This is a genomic window from Bacillus cereus group sp. MYBK101-2 (genome assembly GCF_051918845.1).
Lineage (GTDB): Bacteria > Bacillota > Bacilli > Bacillales > Bacillaceae_G > Bacillus_A > Bacillus_A paranthracis.
The window spans coordinates 254,779-275,271 of sequence record NZ_JBQAIE010000005.1 but is presented as its reverse complement, the minus strand read 5'-3'; the positions used below and the strand labels follow the sequence as shown (position 1 = coordinate 275,271).

Below are 20,493 nucleotides of genomic sequence, written 5' to 3'. Positions count from 1 at the left end.
GTGAAAAGTGAAGCTAGCTTCACTTTTCACATACCAAATCATTATAAATTCATACTGGATAAACCAATGTATTGGGCCTTATCAAATTACACAGACTTCTTGACGGAACCATAAAAACTCAGTTGACTATTTGGTAGTTCCCAAACCGTGTCCACCTTTTGATAATGAAAATAATCTTCCAATAATTGAAGTACCAGCAATCTTATTTATGGAAAAGGATTTTGAAAAAATAAAGACTTGTATAGACAATTATTTTTCTAATAACTCATAAAGAAAATATAGGAAATGAAAAGCATTTAACATTTGGTAAAGGTGCTCACTTTTGCTTAGGGCACCACTTGCACGTTTAGAAGCTGAGATTGCATTAAGAACTTTCATAAATGCCTTTGAAAAAATAGAGTTATCTCCATCGTTCAATTTAGAAAAATGTCTATTGGAAAATGAACAAACGTTAAATTACTTACCTATTCTTTTGAAAACTAGGTAAATCGCTCAGCAAGGTGCAAATTTACTGTACCTTGTTTTTTATTTCTCAATTGTAAAATTTTAGTTGGTTATTTAGTATGGAAGTGTGTGAATAAGAGTAGAGGAGGATGCTTATGTTAACGTGTAATGGAAGTAAGACGTTCCAAACATTTATTAAAGCTGTAACGGATTTAATAAATAGTAATTTGTTAGAAGATCAAATTGTTTGTGGGATTGAAAAATTACTAGAAGAACTTTTAGAAAAGAAAACATGGCTTCCGTTAGAAAAACAGAAGGCGAATTCGGCTCAATATGCACGACACTTGCTTTATGAAGATCCTTTAAATCGTTTTGAAGTATTAGCTCTTGTATGGAAAGATGGACAATCGACTCCTTTGCATGATCATGATGGCACATGGGGAGTAGAAGGCGTATTTACAGGAAAAATAATGGTGCAAAACTATATACAAACTAAGCAGCTTGAAAATTCACTTGTTTATTTAACTCATACAGGAAATCTTTATTTGGGAGAAGGAGAAACAGATAAAGTCATTCCACCAGCTGATTGTCATATCCTTGAAATAGCTAAAAATGAAAGCGTTGTCACAATTCATATTTACGGAAAACGTTTAGAAAAGTTTAAAATATATGTCCCAACTGAAGAAAAGAATGTGTACATGTGTGAGACGAAATATATTAGTTATAGTTCATAGATTAAAATCAAAAGCTTTTCTTTAAAAAGAAAAGCTTTTGATTTTATTTTTCATTATTTCTTGACCTGAAACGCTTTTCATAAATTATAAATAAGGAGTACTTCACGAAATTAGTATGAAAACGATACCTTTCGTTTAATATAAATTCGTGTATATATATAGAAAGTGGTGAAGAAATAATGAAATTAATTGCAATTGATTTAGATGGAACTCTTCTTTCGGGAAATAAAATGATTAGTAAAGAGAATGCAGAAGCGATTCGAAAATGTCAGGAAGCAGGCCACGTTGTAGCAATTTGTACAGGTCGTTCTATCGTCGATATTGAACGATTGTTGTTAGAAGTTAATTTGAAGTGTCCAATTATTGCCGAAAATGGTGCGCTTATATATAATGATAAAAAAATGATGAAGAGATATCCAATTCAAAATATGCAGGCACTCGAGATTGTGAATTATCTTGAAGAAAATGGATTGTATTATCAGCTTTATACTAATAAAGGTGTGTACGTACCGGAATATGGAGTAGAGAGTGTACGTAATGAAATCGATTATGTGAAAAATTCAAATGAAAATACCGATTTGAAAGAGTTGGAAACGATCGCAGCATTATACCTTGAACATACAGCATTTCTTAGTGCAGAAAGTTGTAAACCAATTGTAGAAACAGATATACATGTTCATAAGCTTTTACCATTTTCTTATGACATGGAAAAATTAAAAAAGTTAAAAGAAACGTTTCTGCATAATACGGATTTAGCAATTACATCTTCATATTGGCATAATTTAGAGATTAATCATCGAGACGCTCAAAAAGGAAATGGACTATATACTTTAGCGGAACATTTAAATATTCCAGTTGAAAATACTGTAGCGATAGGTGATGGGCTAAACGATGTATCCATGATGGAAAAAGCAAACCTATCAATTGCAATGGGGAACGCAGTCGAAGAAATAAAAGCGATGTGTCAATATGAAACTTTGACTAATGAAGAACATGGTGTTGCACATGCTTTATATAAATATGTAATGTAATATAAAAAGAAAAAAAGAATCTAAATAGATTCTTTTTTTCTTTTTATTAGGGGTAAGGTATTCTATGAGATTCATAGAAGCCTTATTACATTTTATTATATAGAATATATTGGAATAAATGTTTATATTTTTCATAGTAATTGTGAAAATTTTATGAACTTTACATTTAATCCATTTTTATAATACAACTAATACGTATGAATTCATGACAAAACTTAACAAATGTAAGGAGCTAAGGAGAGTTTGTGCAACATAAAAGATCATGATTGGCACAGCTAATAATTAATCGGAGATGAAAAAACTTACTAATTAGAGTTTCAATTTTGCACGGATATATTTTTTGTTTTTAATTGAAAAATAAAATTTGTTTGAATAATTATTCTTCAGCTATATACCTACAGGCACATTCTTCGTATAATGGAGAAGTATGAATTTTAAATTTGTATGAATTTTACATATTGAGGTGAAAAAGGAATGAATGCGCGGCTAATGGAACTTATTGATGTGAGTACAATAGAAACCATGGCAGAACAATTTTATCAATTAACCAACATATCACATCAACTTCTTGATGCTGAAAAAGAATGTATATTTTCATTTGGAATAAATGAAAAGAAAATATGTAAACTTCCCAAAATTGAAATCCCCATTTTTTTATACAATCAATATTTAGGATCTTTTGTTGTATGGTCTCAGAAAAGCGAAATTTTCAATTGCCAAAAATACTTTGAAATGCTTTCAAATTTAATTATAGATGGAGTAATGAAAGGATTTCAAAATAAAAATACAACGTTACTTACTCGAAAAGAGGAGGAACTACATACAATCTTACAAAACATGCCTGTTATGGTTGATGCACTTGATTATAATGGAGATTTTGTTTTGTGGAATCGCGAATGTGAAATTGTGACAGGCTATACTGCGGAAGAGGTAATTGGAAATCCAAACGCACTTCGATTACTGTATCCGGATCATGATTATCGTCACGAGATACAAAAGAAATTTTTGACTCGTGGAAAGAACTTTAGAGACTGGGAAATGCGTTTAACTTGTAAAAATGGTGAAATTAAAACGATAATGTGGTCCAATATATCAGAACAGTTTCCTGTAAGTGGATTTAGTTATTGGGCTGTTGGTGTGGATATTACACATTTAAAAGCAATAGAAGAGAAATTAAAACAACAAACGTCTGAATTAGAAGTAATTTTTCAGGCTTTACCAGATTTATGTTTCTTAACGGAAGATGATGGAACAATTATTGATTATAAAGCAGGATCCCCTACAAAATTTTACGTACCCGCAGAAACTTTTATGGGAAAAAAGTTTTACGAAGTATTACCATCTACAGTAGCAAAAAAATTTCAAGAAGCAATTTGTCAAGTGAAAGAAAAAGGGACAAATGTAATTGTGGAATATCCACTTACAATTAATGAAAGTATCGATTTCTTCGAAGCTAGATGTTTACCGTTATTGCATGATAAAATTATGATTATTGTACGTGATATTACAGAGCGGAAAAAGACAGAAGAATTGCTAAATAAATCAGATACACTTGCAGCAATTGGTCAATTAGCAGCTGGTGTTGCTCATGAAGTTAGGAATCCATTAACAGTCATTAAAGGCTTTATACAGCTATTTCAAATTAATAAAGAAGATCAAGAAAAATATTTTGATCTAATGCTTTCTGAAATTGAAAGAATAGAAGCGATTCTTCAAGAATTTTTGTCGATTGCTAAAACAGATGAACTAAGCACGGAAAAGAAAAATCTTTATCAAATATTTAAAAATGTCGTTTCGTTAATAAATACAAAAGCAATTATGACAAATATTCAAGTTGAATTATATACAGATTCTAAAGATATAATCATTGAATGCTCAGAAAATCAACTGAAACAAGTATTTATTAACATTTTGCAAAATTCAATCGAAGCTATGCCAGATGGTGGGAGAATTTCAATTCACATAAAAGAAATAGGCAAAGATGGTATCATTATTAGTGTAATTGATAAAGGAATAGGAATACCTGAAGAACGAATTAAAAGATTAGGTGAACCTTTTTATAGTACGAAAGAAAAAGGTACCGGTATTGGATTGATGTTAAGTTATAAAATTATTGAAAGTCATCAAGGGAATATAAGTATTATGAGTGAGGTTGGCGTCGGAACAACAGTAACGATTTATTTGCCAAAATTTCAGAGTAAAAAGCCTTTATCAAATTATGATGATAGATTTGAATCGATACGTCCAATTATTAACTCTTAAATTATTAAATACCCAATAACCAAAAGCTAAGCTTTTGGTTATTGGGTATTTTTGTATTTAATTTAGAAAACTTTACCTTTTCTTTAGATTTGCTTTAATTTCTATTAAGTTTTTATCAATATATTAGTATTTGTGCAAAGTAATGTATAGAAAATGTGCATTACTTTTAATATATAGATTCAATTATTAATAGAAATACAGTAAGGAGGAGATTATGACAAGGTGAAAAAACAAGAGAAAAAAAGCGGTAGAGCAGTACCGATGCGGTTAAACATTTTATTCTTATGTGTATTTATATTGTTTTCTGCCATGATTATACAATTAGGTAAAGTACAAATTATCGATGGTGAGACGTATAAAAATGAAGTGGAGAAGAGAGAAAATGCAACCGTAAGCCTTTCTGTGCCGCGGGGAAAAATATTTGACCGAGAAGGGAATCCAGTAGTTGATAATAAGTCTTTACGTACAATTACATATACAAAGATGAAAGGTGTAAAATCAGAAGAAATATTAAAAACAGCAAGACAACTTGCAGACATAATTGAAATACCACAAGAAGATATAGACAAGCTAACTGAGACGGATAAGAAAGATTTTTGGATGCAATTAAATCCGAAACTAACTGAAAAATTAGTATCTAAAAAAGAAATAAATAAGTTCAGAGATAAAGATATTACCGGAAAAAATTTAGATAAAAAAATTGAAGAGTTAAAAAGAAAACGAGTTACAGATAAAAATCTTCAGGATTTAACAGATAAAGATATAAAAGTGCTAGCTATTAAAAGTAAAATGACTTCTGGTTATCAAATGGCTCCACAAATTATTAAAAAAGACGTTAGTGAAAAGGAATTTACTATAATTAGTGAAGGTTTAGCAAATCTCCCAGGTGTAGACGTGTCGGTTGATTGGGAGAGAGTGTATGTGAATGATGGATTATTCCGATCCGTTCTTGGAAATGTTTCTAATTCTGATGAAGGATTACCAAGTGAACGATTAGATTATTACTTAGTACGTGATTATAGCCGAAATGATAGGGTTGGAAAAAGTTATATCGAGCAGCAATATGAAGATGTACTTCATGGTACAAAAAAAGAAGTAAGAAGCGTTGCAGATAAACAAGGTACTACAATTAGAACGGAAACAATTTCGGAGGGAAAGAGCGGTAAGAACTTAACTTTAACAATAGATATGGAATTACAGAAAAAAGTAGAAGAAAGTATAGAAAAAATATTAAAAGCATATAAAGGATCAGAATCCATGTTGGACCGTGCTTTCGTTGTAATGATGAATCCGAAAAACGGACAAGTATTATCAATGGCTGGGAAAAGACTTGTAGAAAAAGACGGGAAAACAGAAATTGAAGACTATGCATTAGGTACAATGACTAGTTCATATGAGCTGGGATCAACAGTTAAAGGTGCCACCGTTTTAACTGGATTTGAAACGAAAGCTATAACACCAGGTACTTATTTTTATGATGCACCTATGAAGTTTAAAGGTACTAGGGAGAAGAAATCTTGGAAAGAGTTTGGAAACATTGATGATTTAAGAGCGTTACAAGTCTCTTCAAACGTTTATATGTTTCATACAGCATTAAAAATTGCAGGTGTGGATTATGTGAAAAATAGTTCATTAAATATTAAACAGGAATACTTTAATAAAATGAGATACTATTTCAGACAATTCGGATTAGGTGTTCCAACGGGTATCGATTTACCGAATGAAACAGCTGGACAAATTGGTAAAAAAGATAATCAACCTGGGTTTTTATTAGACTACTCAATTGGCCAGTATGACACATATACACCACTCCAGCTCGTACAGTATATTTCAACAATCTCAAACGGTGGATATCGAATGAAGCCACAAATTGTTCAAGAGGTAAGAGAGCAAACGTCGCAAAAAGATGAGATTGGTAAAGTGGTACATGCAGTAGAGCCAATCGTTCTAAATAAAATAGATATGAAAGAGGAATATATAAATCAAGTAAAAGAAGGATTTAGAAGGGTATTCCAAGAAGGTGATGGAACAGGAGTAAGGGCGTTCCAAAAAGCCTCTTATAAACCAGCAGGTAAAACAGGGACAGCACAGACAGTTTACGGTGGAGAAAGTGATATCGGAAGAAATGAAAAGGGTGAAAGAAGAAAATGTTATAATTTAACGTTAGCAGGGTATGCGCCATATGATAATCCAGAAGTAGCATTCTCTGTAGTTGTGCCGTGGGTTATGAATGATAAATCTGGTATTAACTCTGATATTGGAAAAGAAGTTTTAGATGCTTATTTTGAATTGAAAAACAAGAGATTGACTGGAGAAAATTTACAAATAGATAGCTCTCAAGAAGGTTAAAACATATGAAATAATATAGAAACTAGAGTCATTTAATTTAGGGATAGATTCAAAATGGGTGATAGAAAGGTAAAATCATTCTATCAATTGTTCACGTTTTATAAAATAAATCATATATTGATAGCATAGGACAAGCTGAAAAGCTTATTCTAACCTCACAGAACACTCCTTATCACGGTTTGGCATCTACTTATGTAGATGCTTTTTTAATTAAATAACTGATAATTATTTATCAATCTAAAGTAGCAAGTATATTAGGACTATTAGGGGAAGATTGGCGGTAATCATTACAGTATGATTATTAAGAGCGTTGAAATGTAAGGAGTGAGAAAGAAGTGCTAAATATTTTAATGATTAATTTTCCAGCAGAGGGACATGTAAATCCTACATTAAGTTTAGTCAAAGCCTTTACTGAACGGGGGGATCACGTACACTATATTACAACAGAACACTTTAAAGGCAGAATTGAAGATTTGGGAGCTACTGTATATACCCATCCAGATTTATTAAAGGATATTTCTATTGATACTGAAACTTCATATGGACTGAACTCTTTCTTTCATGTACATGTTCAAACTTCTTTATATATATTAGAAATTACGAAACAATTATGTGACAGCATACATTTTGATTTCGTAATGTATGATATATTTGGTGCTGGGGAGTTAGTAAAGGAGTATTTACAAATTCCAGGCATAGTTTCTTCTCCTATATTTTTAATTCCTACTGAATTTTTGGAGACTTTACCTTTTCATCCTAATGCAGAAATACCATTCCAACCTGATGAAATTTCTGAACAGTTACTATATCAAATGGAACATGAATTTGGAGTAAAGCCTAAAAACAATCTTCAATTTATGCATAACAAGGGAGATATTACTCTTGTGTACACAAGTCGCTATTTTCAACCTAATAGCGATTTGTTTGGAGAAAATAACATTTTTATTGGACCAAGTATTTCAAAGCGTAAAACAAATGTAGAGTTTCCACTTGAATTGCTTAAAGGTAAGAAAGTTATTTATATTTCAATGGGAACACTGCTTGAAGGACTTGAACCATTCTTTAATATGTGCATTGATACTTTCTCAGATTTTGATGGAATAGTTGTAATGGCAATTGGTGATAGAAATGATCGTTCTAAAATTAAGGAAGCGCCAAACAATTTTATAATTACTTCATACGTACCTCAATCAGAAATATTAAATGAAGCAGATGTTTTTATTACACATGGCGGCATGAACAGTGTACACGACGCTATTTATTTTAATGTCCCATTTGTCATCATTCCACACGATAAAGACCAGCCAATGATAGCACAAAGATTAACTGAGCTTGAAGCAGCGCATCGGTTATTGAAAGAGAATGTTAATGTGCAAACGTTAAAAGAAGCGGTAACCGATGTTCTTTCAAATGAAAAGTATAAGCATGGAATACGAAAACTGAAAGATAGTTTTTTAGATTGTGGTGGTTCAAATGAAGCAATCACAGTGATTACATCTCTTTTAAATAAATAGTGTGGGTAATATAAAAGCATAGAGGCGGCACCTTTATGCTTTTATATGATTATCCCGCAAACTGCACAGCAGTATTTGCATGTAAAAAAGCGGTATCAAAAACAGGAACAGTAAGGTCGTTTTGGGAAATGAGCAACGGTATTTCGGTGCAACCTAGCAGTATACCTTCTGCGCCATTTTGAATTAATGATTTTGTAATTTGTAATAGTTTTTCTTTGGATGTTTCTGAAATAATTCCTTTACTTAATTCATTTAAAATAACATGATGGATAAAATTTCTTTCCTCTTCATTTGGAATGATTGTCTCAATGTTATAGTGTGCTAGACGTGATTTATAGAAGTCTTGTTCCATCGTTTGTTTCGTACCCAATAATCCGATACGCTTTATATTCTGTTCTACCATTTCTTTAGCACTTACATCACCGATGTGAAGAAGTGGAATGGATATTGCACTTTCTACTTCTTCAGCAAATAAATGGACCGTATTGGAACACATTAATAAACATTCAGCTCCGGATTTTTCAACCTTCTTTGCAACAGTAACTAATTCGTTTTTCACTTCTTCATATTGATGATTTTGTAATAAAGTAGTTACTTCACCAAAGTCCATGCTATATAAAACAAGCTTTGCATTTTGATCGTATTGAGAGAGTGTAAGTGTATTAATATGTTTATAGTATAATGATGTAGATTCCCAACTTAGTCCACCAATTAAACCAATTACTTTCATCGTATATTCCTCCCGTAACTATTTTGAATTTATTATTCCATAATTCCTATAAGAATACAATGATTTAAATGTACTATTAAACAAAAAAATAAAAATAATTAGAAAAGTATTGAAATTTATACTTCTTAATGCCATAATACGAATTACAAATTAATACTTATCCAGAGAGGTGGAGGGAACGGCCCTATGAAACCTCAGCAACCCCTATGTAAATGTATAGGAAGGTGCTAATTCCGCAGAGGACACGATGTGTTTTTTGAAAGATAAGAGGATTCTTGAACGTGAAAGAAAATGACCTCTTATGTAAGAGGTCATTTTTTGTTGTATAGAAAGGGAGTGTCGATGCATAATTCATTTTCAAAATAAATATAGAGTAATAAAAGTTGACTCATATGAGAGGAGAATTGTAATGAACAAATTATCAACAAAATTAGTAGTGGCAATCGGAATTGGAGCAGCATTATACGGCATATTAGGACTTTGGGGATTTTCTATTGCACCAAATACATTTATTAAACCTGCGTTAGCTATTTTAACCATTTTTGGAGCGTTATTTGGTCCAGTGGCAGGACTGTTAATAGGGCTTATCGGTCATACCGTAACAGATACAATCGCTGGATGGGGTATTTGGTGGGGATGGGTTATTAGTTCAGGCATTATCGGTTTTGCAATGGGACTCATTCAAAAAAGAGTTGGATTTAGTGTGAAAAACGGGACGTATAATAAAGGCGATATTTCTTATTTAGCTATTACTGGGTTAATTGGTATCGTCATTGCTATTATATTTGCGGGTGCATTCGATATTATTGTCATGGGAGAACCGTTTGACAAAATTGTAATACAAGTATTAGGTGCAACAATTGCTGATGTTATCGTATTTTTAGTTCTTGGATTGCCAATTACAATAGGCCTAGCTAAATCGAATAAGAAACATACACAATTAAAAATTGAAAAGTAGGGATGTTAACATGCAACCAATTATTTCTTTTGAACAATTCAGCTTTCAATATAAGCATGCGGCGCAGCCTACTGTTAAAAACGTTACATTTCATATATATCCCGGAGAAAAAGTGCTAATTGCTGGACGAAGTGGTTCAGGAAAATCAACGTTAGCTCATTGTATCAATGGGCTAATCCCGTTTTCTTATGAAGGGACTAGTACTGGTACTATTTTGATTGACGGAAAAGACCCGAGGAAAGGGAGTATTTTTGAACAGAGTAAACAGGTTGGAACAATTTTGCAAGATCAAGATGCACAATTTATTGGTCTTACAGTAGAAGAAGATGTAGCTTTTTATTTAGAAAATGAATGTGTAAATCAGGATGAAATGAAAAAGATTGTCTCGGAGTCATTAAAAAAGGTAGGGATGCATACTTTTCATAAACAAAGTCCTCATGAATTATCAGGAGGGCAAAAACAAACTGTTTCTTTAGCGGGTTTGTTAACAACAAATGCTCCTATATTATTGTTCGATGAACCGTTAGCAAATTTAGATCCAGCTAGCAGCTTACATACAATTGAACTTATTAAAAATATACATAAGCAATATAATAAAACAATTGTAATTATTGAACATCGAATAGAAGAAATGTTAAATCTGGATTTAGATAAGATCATTTTAATTGATGAAGGGGAAATTGTTGCGATAGGGACACCAGATGAGATTTTAGCGTCAAATATATTACCCTCAATCGGATTAAGAGAACCTATGTACATAGAAGGATTAAAGAGATTGCAATTTGATAGTAATAATGACGTAATATACCCACTTGAAAATCTTCAAAGGGAAAATGTTAGTGGAGTAATAAATGAGTGGATGGAGAAGCAAACTTTTTGTAAAGATACTCCTACAAAAAAAGAATTATTGAAAGTAGAGGATTTGTCATTCTCATATCCTAATAAACAAAAAGTATTAGACAATATAAATTTCTCTCTATATAAAGGGGAAATAGTAGCACTTCTAGGCCATAATGGAGCTGGAAAATCAACATTAGCTCATAGTCTTATAGGGATAAATAAAACAAAAAATGATAGGATTTTAATTGATGGAGTAAATATCAATTCTTGGTCTATTCGTAAACGCGGTGAAGTTATATCTTATGTGATGCAAAATCCAAATCATATGATTACACAAGCTACTGTAATGGAAGAGATTTCATTTTCATTAAAATTAAAAAAATTTTCGAAGGAAGAAATTAAGCTTAGAGCAGAGGAAACATTAAAAATTTGTGGCTTGTTTCCATTTCGAAATTGGCCAATTCAGGCATTAAGTTATGGGCAAAAAAAGAGATTAACGATTGCATCTGTACTAACAACAAATCCAAAACTTATTATTTTAGATGAGCCGACAGCCGGACAAGATCATTATCATTATAAACAATTTATGACGTTTATTAGAAAACTAGCTGCAAAGGGAATGTCTTTTATTTTCATCACACACGATATGAATCTCGCATTAGAATATGCGGACAGAGCAATAGTTCTACATGAAGGGGAAATTATTGCGAATCATACCGCGTCTACTGTATTAGGGCATCCAGAAACATTAAAAAGAGCGAACTTAAAGGAGAGTTCTTTATTTAAACTCGTTAAATTTAGTGGTATTGCAAATCCTGAAAGATTTATGGAACTTTATTTTGATGTTATTAGGAGGGAGGAAGGTGTATAGTACATATTTTCATCGCATGGACGGAGCAGTGAAATTGTTGTTATTTATTTTTTGTATGACACTTACTTTTTTATTTTTTGATTTTCGCGTATTGTTATTTTTATTGTTCATTGGGTGTATCGGACTTGTAGTTGCTAAAATTCCATTTCGTAAAATTTTTATTGTTTTTACTGTTATATTTACATTTAGTTTATTAAATTCTGTCATGATCTTATTTATTACACCAACCCATGGATCTGAATTAATTGGATCGTATACTTCATTTATGTATATTGGATATGCAACAATTACATACGAAACATTATTTTATGCAGCTACACTTTCGTTAAAGTATTTTACGTTATTACCATTTACACTTATTTTTATTTATACGACTGATCCAAGCAAATTTGTGAGTAGCATAAGTAAATTTCGAATTCATTATAAAATTACTTATGCGATAAATATTGCATTACGTTATATACCTGATATTCAGTCCGAATATAAAGTTATTAAACATGCCCAAGAGGCGAGAGGAGTAGCTTTTGAAAAAGGAGAAGCAAGTTTATGGATTCGCATGCAAAACCGTGTCTTAATTTTCTGGCCTTTAATTATTCATTCTTTAGAGAGAATCGATACAGTTTCAAACGCAATGGATTTAAGAGGGTTTGGAAAGAAGGATACACGTACGTGGTTCTATACAAATAAAGCGAAAAGCCAGGATTTCATTGCTTTATTTGTAGGTGTTTTTATTTTAATTGCGGCAGTATATGTAAAGTTACATGTATTTCAAAATTTTTGGTATCCATTTTAAAGCACTCTCAAATGAGTGCTTTTACTTATTTTTATATAGACATGCTCAAAAAAAGGATATTTACATAATGTATAATACGAACCAGTTAAAATGATCAACTACCTATTAGTTTTCAAACCAAAAGGAGGAGAAAATATGAGTTACGGTGGTTCTTGTGGTTTTGGTGGAGGTTTCGCTTTATTAGTTGTGTTATTTATTTTATTAATTATCGTTGGATGCAGCTGCTGGGGCGGAGGTTACTAATTTTTAATTAGTCTCCACAAATGTAAAACTAAAAAACATAGAAGATACTTATGTATCGAAACAAATAAAAAAGGAGCATAATTGCTCCTTTTTTATTTATTGTTAGATGCGTTTGTATTACATTTCGGAAATGTAATTGTCAAAGTAGTACCTTTATTTATAACGCTTCGGATTTTCAAATTACCTTGCATCGTTTCAATGATCTTAACAGCAACCATTGTACCTAAACCTGTACCTTTCGTTTTTGTACTAAAATACGGTTCGCCAAATCGATTTATTTGCTCTTGTGACATACCAATTCCGCTATCTTCAATTCGTATGATAACTTTATTATTACTAATAGAAGAGGAGATATTTAAAGTACCGCCATTAGGCATTGCTTCAATACCATTTTTTAATAAGTTTAAAAAACATTGCTGAAAGTGCTGTTTATTACCAACTATTGTTGCCGTAGAGAAATCTTTTGTAATATGGATCGTATTCATATTACATAAAGGTAAGATCATATTAATAACTCGATTTAATTCTTGTTCTACTGAAATCTCATCTAATTTTTCTGAAGCAGGTTTGGCAAACGTTAAATAATCATCAATAATTCCTTGGGCGTGATGTAATTCTTCCAGTATATGCTTAATATACTCGTCTCTTGATTCTGGAGTTAAATTTGGTGTTTTTAAAAGTTGTGTAAATCCTTTTACAACAGTTAAGGGATTTCTTACTTCGTGCGATATACTAGCAGCGAGTTGGCTAACAATCTCCATTTTTTCCATTTTAATTAACTTCGATCGCATGCATACTGCATCTTTTAAAACTTCATTAAAATAAACTACAAACAACATTAAAACGGTTGGTAATATTATGAAATAAATGATGTACAAATTATTCACTTCAAAATCTGATAAAGTTAATACAATTACAGTTGTAAATATTGCTAAGAAAAATGTTAAAAACATTGCATAAGCTACTTTAATTTTTCTATTATACGTATTAAATTTTGCGGATGCGAATGCTGTAATGATAAACATTGTTCCATACACTACTATTGTTAACATACTAAATCCATAAAATGAAAATCTTGTAATTAATAAAATAGCAAACAATGTTATACCGACAGGGAAGCCACCATAAAGCGTACCTACTATAACCGGTATTTGTCTTAAATCATGAATACAATTTTCATCCATATAGATAGGATAGCGCATACATAAAATAAGAGGGATACTTGTACAAAGTATAATAAGTAGTTTTTTATATTTCTTCACATAGCGCCCGCTATCATATATAAAATAAAAAATAAATATACTACTTAAAATGTATAAAAGATTATTTAACACGTGTTGATTGATATACACAAAGTTCATAATATTTGCCTCGTTATTTTTAATTTCCTTTTCATATATATTATCATGATAATAGTATAAACTATATATTTGTTTGAATAATATAGATTTATATCTTTTTAGTATTTTACACGTTTACCCACTCTTCATAAAATTCTTCAACTGATGCATATCGTTCGGTTCGGTTTTCATTTACAGCGCGATACGCTATTTCATATAAATCCCTACTTGCTTCCCATTTTGTAAAGGAGCGATCTTTTCCACCACCTAAAATCGCGAAAGCCATTGCCCCCATATTAAATACATTTGTTCTCGAATCAATTATAGCGTTTAGCTCGAATTCTTCAGGAGACATAAAACGTGAGGAACCCCATAATCTTCCCATTTTATTTACGTATGGTTTTTTAGAATATAAATCAATATCACAAATTTTTGTTTCATTTGTATTAAAATTATACATAATACTACCATCATAAAAATCTATCGCTACATAGTTTTTCTTTTCGACATATGTATGGAAAGAAAAAATGGAATTTAAGGATTGAACTCGTTTTCTAACAGGTAAATGTTTAAATTTATAAAATGGAGAGTTTGGATTTTTATATTTTTCAGGAGGCGGGAAACTCCAGTGCGAATGAAGACATTCACCATCAAACCAATCGAAAATTAATACATATCCAGATTGAACTGGAAAGTGTTCAATTAGTTTTATAAGCGAGTTGTGTTTTAATTCCTCGTATAGGAAAACTGAATTTTTCAAACGTTCAATAGCGTCGTTTATTGTTCCTTCGTATGCAATTGTTTGTGCTCCTGCGTATTTAATGAATTTCTTATGCCCATTTTTTTCTACACCAAAGCTTATATTACCTGAATCTTGTTGGTCAAAAACCGCAAATACGGTTCCTAATTTCAATAGCCAATCAAAATTATGATGTTCTTTTAACTGGAATGTAACTTGATTCAACTGAATTTCAACTGGAATATCTTTCATATTATACCTCGCATTTATTATAATTAAGTTATATATTTCAGTATTCGACACATTTTGTAAAAATCCTATGTGAATCACATGAAATTTATATAAATATAATAATAAATAATTATAAAAAGGTGGATAAAATGGAACAACAAATCGTTATTAAACCATATGAAAAAGAGTGGCACGAAGAGTATTTAATAGAAAAAGAGAAATTTATTTCTTTATTCGGGGAAGATTGTATTGCTATTGAACATATAGGGAGCACATCTGTACAAGGGTTAGGAGCGAAACCTTTAATTGATATGATGATTGGCGTAACAGATTTGCAAATTATCAAAAAGTGGATTGAAGATTTATTAAAAATTGGATATGAGTATGTTCCAAAAGAAACACCTAATTGGCGTTTTTTTAGAAAGGGAAAATGGAGAGCGGGTACTCATCATTTACATGTTTATATTTATAATAGTGACGAATGGAAAAACAATCTTTTATTTCGAGACTTTCTAATAAAGCATGAATGGGCACGTAAAGAATATAGAGAACTAAAAGAGAGACTTGCAGCTACATATCCTTTTGATCGTGTTTCTTATACAAATGCAAAAGCACCATTTATTCAAAAGATATTAGAATTAGCTAAAACTCAAAAGAATTAACATTACAGATTTTTATCTGAAAAAATTTAAAAAATCCCTTCCTACGTTATTTATAGGGAGGGATTTTTTCTTTTGTCATAACGATATACATCTAATTATTGGAGACAGATTAGTTTATTTATTTCGATATTTCTAGTACATTGAAAATATTAAGGGGGAATGAAGCAATGAAAGCAATTGTACATCAATATAAAAAAGGGGTAGAGGGGTTAGAATATAAATTTTTATCTGAAACAAATCCTAATGCCGGGGAAGTAAAAGTAAAGTTAAAAGCAGCAGGATTAAATCATAGGGATTTATTTATTATAAACAATAGAAAAGAAATGGATCTACCGTTAGTAATAGGGTCAGATGGTGCAGGTATTGTTACAGAAATAGGAGAAGGTGTTTCAGCTGATTTATTACAAGCCGAGGTTATTATTAATCCTAGTATTGGATGGGAGAATATTGCCGAAGTACCAGAATTACCAGAGGTGTTAGGGGGACCAAAAGATGGAACGTTTGCTGAATATGTAATAGTGCCCGCTGAAAATGTAGTAGGAAAACCGTCATATCTTACTTGGGAAGAGTCTGGCGTTTTGGCTTTATCGGCACTGACTGCATATAGAGCGCTTTTTACAAAGGGTAGATTGAAGTGTGGAGAACATGTTTTAATTCCGGGGATAGGCGGCGGTGTAGCGACATTTGCCATGTTATTTGCGAAAGCAATTGGCGCAAAAGTAAGTGTTACTTCAAGGATAGAGAACAAAAGAAAGTTTGCCGAAACATATGGCGTAGATTTTTCTTTTAATAGTTCCGGAAATTGGGAAGAGAGTTTATGCGAAAGAAAAGTAGATCTAATAATCGATAGTATAGGTCCAGCAACATTCTTAAAATACTTTGATGTATTAAAACCAAATGGGAGAATTGTTAATTTTGGTGCAAGCTCCGGAGATAAAATTGAATTACCTTTACGAGCGTTATTTTATAATCAAATCGATATTATGGGGACATCTATGGGTAGCAGTGAAGAATTTAATGAAATGATTAAGTTTATAGAGAAATATAAGATCAAACCAATTATGGATAAAGTTTATTCGTTGGAAGAAGCGATTCAAGCGTTAAGACGTATGGAGCAGGGAGAACAGTTCGGTAATATCGCTCTACGTATGGAATAAAAATATGATTTAATAACCTATGTTTTTATATGTATATGTTATGTAATATATACACTTGTAGTTAGTGGGTTATATGATTTTAAAGGTTTTTCCATCCTATATATTTTTAATGCGTGTAAATAGTTACATAATTGTCAAATGAAAAATAGTAACATGAATAAAGTGAAAATCTAAATGTGTGTCAATGTTGTATACTGTGTAAATCAAGTAAACTTGTATCTTAATTTCAAGTGAAATAAGAAATTATAAGGAGAGAGTAATGTGAATTACGCAGTATTTCAATGGATAAACAATTTAGCAGGTACATCTGTACTCTTAGATAAGGTAATGATTGCTATTACAAATAGTGCTGCATATGTGGCTATTCTATTCATGCTTATCTTATGGTTTCATAACGGAAAGAAAGAGAATGCGATAAGAAAACAATATACAGTGTTGTATACGACACTTTCAGTAATAATTGCATTGCTAGTAAATGTTTTTATTCATTTAGTATACTATCATCCACGTCCTTTTGTATCATATGATGTGAATCAATTAGTACCCCACGCAGAAAACTCATCCTTTGTTAGTGATCATTCTGTACTTGTATTATCGATTGCATTCATGTTTATTCTTAGAGGAGAAAAGTTAAGATATATCACACTTTTGTGGGCAGTATTAGTTTGTATATCACGTTTGTATGTAGGTGTTCATTTTCCTTTAGATGTAATGGGTGCGGCTGTCATAACGATTTTAACAAGCTGTTTATTATTGCAGAAAAAACGTATTTTTGAACCAATAGCAAAACTTGTTTTCAAAATGTATGCATTCGTAGCGAAACGAATTCGTTTTTTAGAGAAATATAACCATGTAGCTTAAATTTCATAACTAGCCTTTTATAGCTTAGGAAAAAATCCCCCTTTGGAAATTCAGAGGAGGATTTTTTGTTGTATACAAGTGAATAGATTACTTGCAATAACAATTTGAGTGTTATGAAAAAAGAAAGAATATTCTTGAATTTCACGTACTGTATTTTAAGTATTTAAATAACTGACAATAACTATAACTAGTTTCACACTGTTTTAAAGGAATTTATACGAAAACTTCGAAACATATAGTATTGAAAGTAAAAATTACATATTTTAAAGCACATCCTTGCATGTATCAATAAAAAGAAAGGAGCGAAATATGCATAAACTTCAAACGAATAAAGGCGCGCGGTATTTTATGATTGCTTTTATTGTTTTGTTTCTTATTATGCTTTTGCGTTTTTTCTATATTCAAGCAGTAGGAGTCGTGCATAATGTGAATGTAAAGGATTTAGCAAATGAACAACATAATAAAAATGGTGTTTTGGAAGCGAATCGTGGTACGATTTATGATCAAACTGGAAAAGTGCTCGTTCAAGATTCAACAACGTATCGTGTTGTTGTGAATTTGAAAGGTAATGGCAAATTGAAAAATAAAGATGAAACCGCAGCGCAGTTAGCTGATGCGCTTGAAATTGATAAAGAGGACGTATTAAAAAATTTCCATGAGGGGCGTACGCAAGTTGAAATCGGAAAAGTTGGCCGGAATTTGTCTAGGGAAAAGAAAGAACAAATAAAAAAATTGAAAATCCCAGGTGTTTCTTTTATGCCTGAGAAAGCAAGAGTGTATCCAAATGAAGATTTTGCATCTTATATACTTGGTTTTGCTAGACCAGACGATAAAGGAAATACAGAAGGGAAATTTGGGCTTGAAAAAAGTTTGGATAAATATTTGCGCTCGACAAATGGGAATATAGAATATGTGGGAGCGCGAGGAGGTATCCCGCTTACAAATGATATAGGAAAAATAGAACCCGCTAAACATGGAAATAACGTATATCTTACGCTCGATAAACAAATTAATAGTTTTTTAGAAGAAGCAATGAATAAGGCGCAAGAGCATTATGACCCTTCTATGCTAGTAGGTATTATAGCGGATCCCAAGACGGGGAAAGTTTTAGCTATGTCTAGTAAACCTAGTTTTAATCCTAATAAAGGGGATATTGAATACTTTTTAAATGATCCAATCGCAAATGCATATGAACCAGGTTCAACGATGAAAGTATTTACGTTAGCTGCTGCAATCAATGAAGGTGTATATAACGGGAAAGAATATTTTCAATCCGGCAAGTATTCAGTAGGTTCAGCGGATATAAAAGATCATAATGGTGGGTTTGGATGGGGATCTATAACATTTGATGAAGGTTTTGAAAGGTCATCAAACGTAGCTTTTTCTATTTTAGAAGATCAGTTATTAAAACCAAATAAATTTAAGCAATATATGAATAAATTTGGTTTTAACCAAAAAACGGGAATAGATTTACCTGGTGAAAGTAAAAATACTTTATTATTAAATACACAAATTCAACAAGTAACAACTTCTTTCGGACAAGGTTCTACAGTAACTCCAATTCAATTAATCCAAGCTGCTACGGCTATAGCAAATGACGGGAAAATGATGCAACCATATATCGTTGACAAAGTTGTAAATCCAACAAATAAGCAAGTTATTATGGAAAATCAACCGAAAGAAATTGGGAATCCGATAAAAAAAGAGACAGCGGACAAGGTAAGAGACTTAATGGAACGTGTTATTACGTCTTCAAAAGGTACTGGTACAATGTATAAAGTGGATGGTTACCCAATAGGAGGTAAGACAGGAACAGCTCAAATTCCGAATCCTGAAAATGGACGATATATGGAAGGGAAAGAAAATTATATTTTTTCATTTTTAGGTATGGCTCCAATTGATGACCCAGAGTTAATTGTATACTTAGCTATTAAGCAGCCAAAGTTAAAGGGAGATGAATATGGAGCTCAGCCACTCGCTGAAATATTTAAACCAGTTGTGAAAAATAGCCTTGAATATTTAAAGGTGAAACCATATACAGAACAACAAATGGCCGATGCAACGAAAAAATCCCAATTAAAAGTGCAAAACTATGTGAATCAATCAATAGATACGGTAGAGAATAAGGTGAAAAAAGAGAAACTCCAGCCGATAATTTTAGGAGAAGGAAAAATAAAAAAACAATATCCGCAGTCTGGTGAAGTAATGAGTGAAGGTGATCGTATATTTTTATTAGGAAACAACGCAAAAATGCCTAATTTACAAGGGTGGTCCATGCGTGATGTTATGTATTTCTCTAAGCTATTAAAATTAGATTTAAAAACTACAGGTACGGGCTATGTAACGAGTCAAAGTATTGAAAATGGACAAGATATACAAGAAGGCGATGCATTAGAACTGAACTTAGAACCACCTTTACAACCGTTAGTAGAGGCGAATACAAATTAATTCGGACAAAGTGAAGGGTCTATATACAATAGGCTCTTTATTTTATAGGTTTAAGTAATTTCACGCACCGTAATTTTTAGAAAAAATAATAAATAAAAGAATTAACAGAAGTTATTAAATTTCTGATTATTTTTTATTTACAGTTAAATATTTCTGTGATAATATGGGAAAAATCAAATGCAGTGAAGAGAAGAGTAAATAAAATGAATTTTTCACAGAGAGCTCCATTTAGCTGAAAAGGAGTAAAAATTCTTTATTGAACCAAGCCTCTGAGCAGCGCATCGGA

General features: G+C 31.6%; 16 protein-coding genes, 1 pseudogene, 1 riboswitch and 1 other annotated feature (1 of these 19 only partly in view). Of the genes and pseudogenes, 14 read left to right on the top strand and 3 right to left on the bottom strand.

Annotated elements, in window-relative coordinates; genetic code table 11:
* Window positions 1–278: 278 nt before the first annotated feature.
* The 6 genes and pseudogenes from ACTFSI_RS13860 to ACTFSI_RS13835 form a co-directional block, all read left to right on the top strand.
* Window positions 279–487: pseudogene (locus tag ACTFSI_RS13860) on the top strand (cytochrome P450); the annotation flags it as partial.
* Window positions 488–599: 112 nt separating this feature from the next.
* The gene (locus ACTFSI_RS13855) at window positions 600–1,178 is read left to right on the top strand and encodes a cysteine dioxygenase family protein (protein ID WP_000954450.1); all 579 of its coding nucleotides are present in this window, start codon (window positions 600–602) and stop codon (window positions 1,176–1,178) included.
* Between the two features lie 179 nt (window positions 1,179–1,357).
* Entirely contained in the window at window positions 1,358–2,209 is an 852-nt protein-coding gene (locus ACTFSI_RS13850; protein ID WP_440045437.1) for a Cof-type HAD-IIB family hydrolase, read from the top strand.
* Window positions 2,210–2,683: 474 nt separating this feature from the next.
* Window positions 2,684–4,471: an ATP-binding protein gene (locus ACTFSI_RS13845; protein ID WP_440045436.1), complete on the top strand. Its 1,788-nt coding sequence runs from the start codon at window positions 2,684–2,686 to the stop codon at window positions 4,469–4,471.
* Window positions 4,472–4,693: 222 nt separating this feature from the next.
* Window positions 4,694–6,820, top strand: coding sequence for a peptidoglycan D,D-transpeptidase FtsI family protein (locus ACTFSI_RS13840; protein ID WP_138321937.1), 2,127 nt, complete (start codon window positions 4,694–4,696; stop codon window positions 6,818–6,820).
* 335 nt (window positions 6,821–7,155) lie between these two features.
* Entirely contained in the window at window positions 7,156–8,334 is a 1,179-nt protein-coding gene (locus ACTFSI_RS13835) for a macrolide family glycosyltransferase (RefSeq protein WP_000932123.1), read from the top strand.
* A 49-nt stretch (window positions 8,335–8,383) separates the two neighbouring features.
* Here ACTFSI_RS13835 and ACTFSI_RS13830 read toward each other — a convergent pair whose 3' ends face one another.
* Window positions 8,384–9,064 (bottom strand): aspartate/glutamate racemase family protein, encoded by a 681-nt coding sequence (locus tag ACTFSI_RS13830; RefSeq protein WP_440045435.1) that lies wholly within the window; start codon window positions 9,062–9,064, stop codon window positions 8,384–8,386.
* 154 nt (window positions 9,065–9,218) lie between these two features.
* A riboswitch (SAM riboswitch) is annotated at window positions 9,219–9,334 on the top strand.
* Window positions 9,335–9,473: 139 nt separating this feature from the next.
* Here ACTFSI_RS13830 and ACTFSI_RS13825 point away from each other — a divergent pair.
* The 4 genes from ACTFSI_RS13825 to ACTFSI_RS13810 all read left to right on the top strand — a co-directional run bounded on the left by ACTFSI_RS13825 (window position 9,474) and on the right by ACTFSI_RS13810 (window position 12,769).
* The gene (locus ACTFSI_RS13825; RefSeq protein WP_440045434.1) at window positions 9,474–10,022 is read left to right on the top strand and encodes an ECF-type riboflavin transporter substrate-binding protein; all 549 of its coding nucleotides are present in this window, start codon (window positions 9,474–9,476) and stop codon (window positions 10,020–10,022) included.
* Window positions 10,023–10,032: 10 nt separating this feature from the next.
* Window positions 10,033–11,733 carry an ABC transporter ATP-binding protein gene (locus ACTFSI_RS13820; protein ID WP_139895396.1) on the top strand — a complete coding sequence of 567 codons (1,701 nt, stop codon included), beginning with the start codon at window positions 10,033–10,035 and terminating at the stop codon, window positions 11,731–11,733.
* Window positions 11,726–12,526 (top strand): energy-coupling factor transporter transmembrane component T family protein, encoded by an 801-nt coding sequence (locus ACTFSI_RS13815; RefSeq protein ID WP_000287573.1) that lies wholly within the window; start codon window positions 11,726–11,728, stop codon window positions 12,524–12,526. The genes ACTFSI_RS13820 and ACTFSI_RS13815 overlap by 8 nt, the downstream gene beginning before the upstream one ends.
* Window positions 12,527–12,661: 135 nt before the next feature.
* A complete protein-coding gene (locus ACTFSI_RS13810; protein WP_000120182.1) occupies window positions 12,662–12,769 on the top strand; it encodes a YjcZ family sporulation protein in 108 nt (35 codons plus the stop codon).
* Window positions 12,770–12,861: 92 nt separating this feature from the next.
* Here the strand turns inward: ACTFSI_RS13810 and ACTFSI_RS13805 are convergent, their stop codons facing one another.
* Together ACTFSI_RS13805 and ACTFSI_RS13800 are read right to left on the bottom strand one after the other, a co-directional pair.
* Window positions 12,862–14,130 (bottom strand): sensor histidine kinase, encoded by a 1,269-nt coding sequence (locus tag ACTFSI_RS13805; protein ID WP_001012267.1) that lies wholly within the window; start codon window positions 14,128–14,130, stop codon window positions 12,862–12,864.
* Between the two features lie 106 nt (window positions 14,131–14,236).
* Window positions 14,237–15,100 carry a serine/threonine protein kinase gene (locus ACTFSI_RS13800; protein WP_000651949.1) on the bottom strand — a complete coding sequence of 288 codons (864 nt, stop codon included), beginning with the start codon at window positions 15,098–15,100 and terminating at the stop codon, window positions 14,237–14,239.
* Between the two features lie 128 nt (window positions 15,101–15,228).
* Here ACTFSI_RS13800 and ACTFSI_RS13795 point away from each other — a divergent pair, with 128 nt between their 5' ends.
* The 4 genes from ACTFSI_RS13795 (at window position 15,229) to ACTFSI_RS13780 (ending at window position 20,207) form a co-directional block, all read left to right on the top strand.
* Window positions 15,229–15,741, top strand: coding sequence for a GrpB family protein (locus tag ACTFSI_RS13795; RefSeq protein ID WP_000437687.1), 513 nt, complete (start codon window positions 15,229–15,231; stop codon window positions 15,739–15,741).
* A gap of 167 nt (window positions 15,742–15,908) precedes the next feature.
* Window positions 15,909–16,898 carry a zinc-binding dehydrogenase gene (locus ACTFSI_RS13790; protein WP_440045433.1) on the top strand — a complete coding sequence of 330 codons (990 nt, stop codon included), beginning with the start codon at window positions 15,909–15,911 and terminating at the stop codon, window positions 16,896–16,898.
* Between the two features lie 261 nt (window positions 16,899–17,159).
* A complete protein-coding gene (locus tag ACTFSI_RS13785) occupies window positions 17,160–17,759 on the top strand; it encodes an undecaprenyl-diphosphatase (RefSeq protein WP_138321934.1) in 600 nt (199 codons plus the stop codon).
* Window positions 17,760–18,068: 309 nt separating this feature from the next.
* Window positions 18,069–20,207 (top strand): penicillin-binding protein, encoded by a 2,139-nt coding sequence (locus tag ACTFSI_RS13780; RefSeq protein WP_138321933.1) that lies wholly within the window; start codon window positions 18,069–18,071, stop codon window positions 20,205–20,207.
* A gap of 173 nt (window positions 20,208–20,380) precedes the next feature.
* Window positions 20,381–20,493, top strand: a binding site (T-box leader); it runs 146 nt beyond the window's last position.

Bases quoted from the DNA above. Each gene is read 5' to 3' on its own strand.
- ACTFSI_RS13850 (WP_440045437.1), top strand. From the start codon at position 1,358: ATGAAATTAATTGCAATTGATTTAGATGGAACTCTTCTTTCGGGAAAT.
- ACTFSI_RS13830 (WP_440045435.1), bottom strand. From the start codon at position 9,064: ATGAAAGTAATTGGTTTAATTGGTGGACTAAGTTGGGAATCTACATCA.
- ACTFSI_RS13810 (WP_000120182.1), top strand. From the start codon at position 12,662: ATGAGTTACGGTGGTTCTTGTGGTTTTGGTGGAGGTTTCGCTTTATTA.
- ACTFSI_RS13790 (WP_440045433.1), top strand. From the start codon at position 15,909: ATGAAAGCAATTGTACATCAATATAAAAAAGGGGTAGAGGGGTTAGAA.
- ACTFSI_RS13845 (WP_440045436.1), top strand. From the start codon at position 2,684: ATGAATGCGCGGCTAATGGAACTTATTGATGTGAGTACAATAGAAACC.
- ACTFSI_RS13855 (WP_000954450.1), top strand. From the start codon at position 600: ATGTTAACGTGTAATGGAAGTAAGACGTTCCAAACATTTATTAAAGCT.
- ACTFSI_RS13805 (WP_001012267.1), bottom strand. From the start codon at position 14,130: ATGAACTTTGTGTATATCAATCAACACGTGTTAAATAATCTTTTATAC.
- ACTFSI_RS13820 (WP_139895396.1), top strand. From the start codon at position 10,033: ATGCAACCAATTATTTCTTTTGAACAATTCAGCTTTCAATATAAGCAT.
- ACTFSI_RS13795 (WP_000437687.1), top strand. From the start codon at position 15,229: ATGGAACAACAAATCGTTATTAAACCATATGAAAAAGAGTGGCACGAA.
- ACTFSI_RS13780 (WP_138321933.1), top strand. From the start codon at position 18,069: ATGCATAAACTTCAAACGAATAAAGGCGCGCGGTATTTTATGATTGCT.
- ACTFSI_RS13800 (WP_000651949.1), bottom strand. From the start codon at position 15,100: ATGAAAGATATTCCAGTTGAAATTCAGTTGAATCAAGTTACATTCCAG.
- ACTFSI_RS13825 (WP_440045434.1), top strand. From the start codon at position 9,474: ATGAACAAATTATCAACAAAATTAGTAGTGGCAATCGGAATTGGAGCA.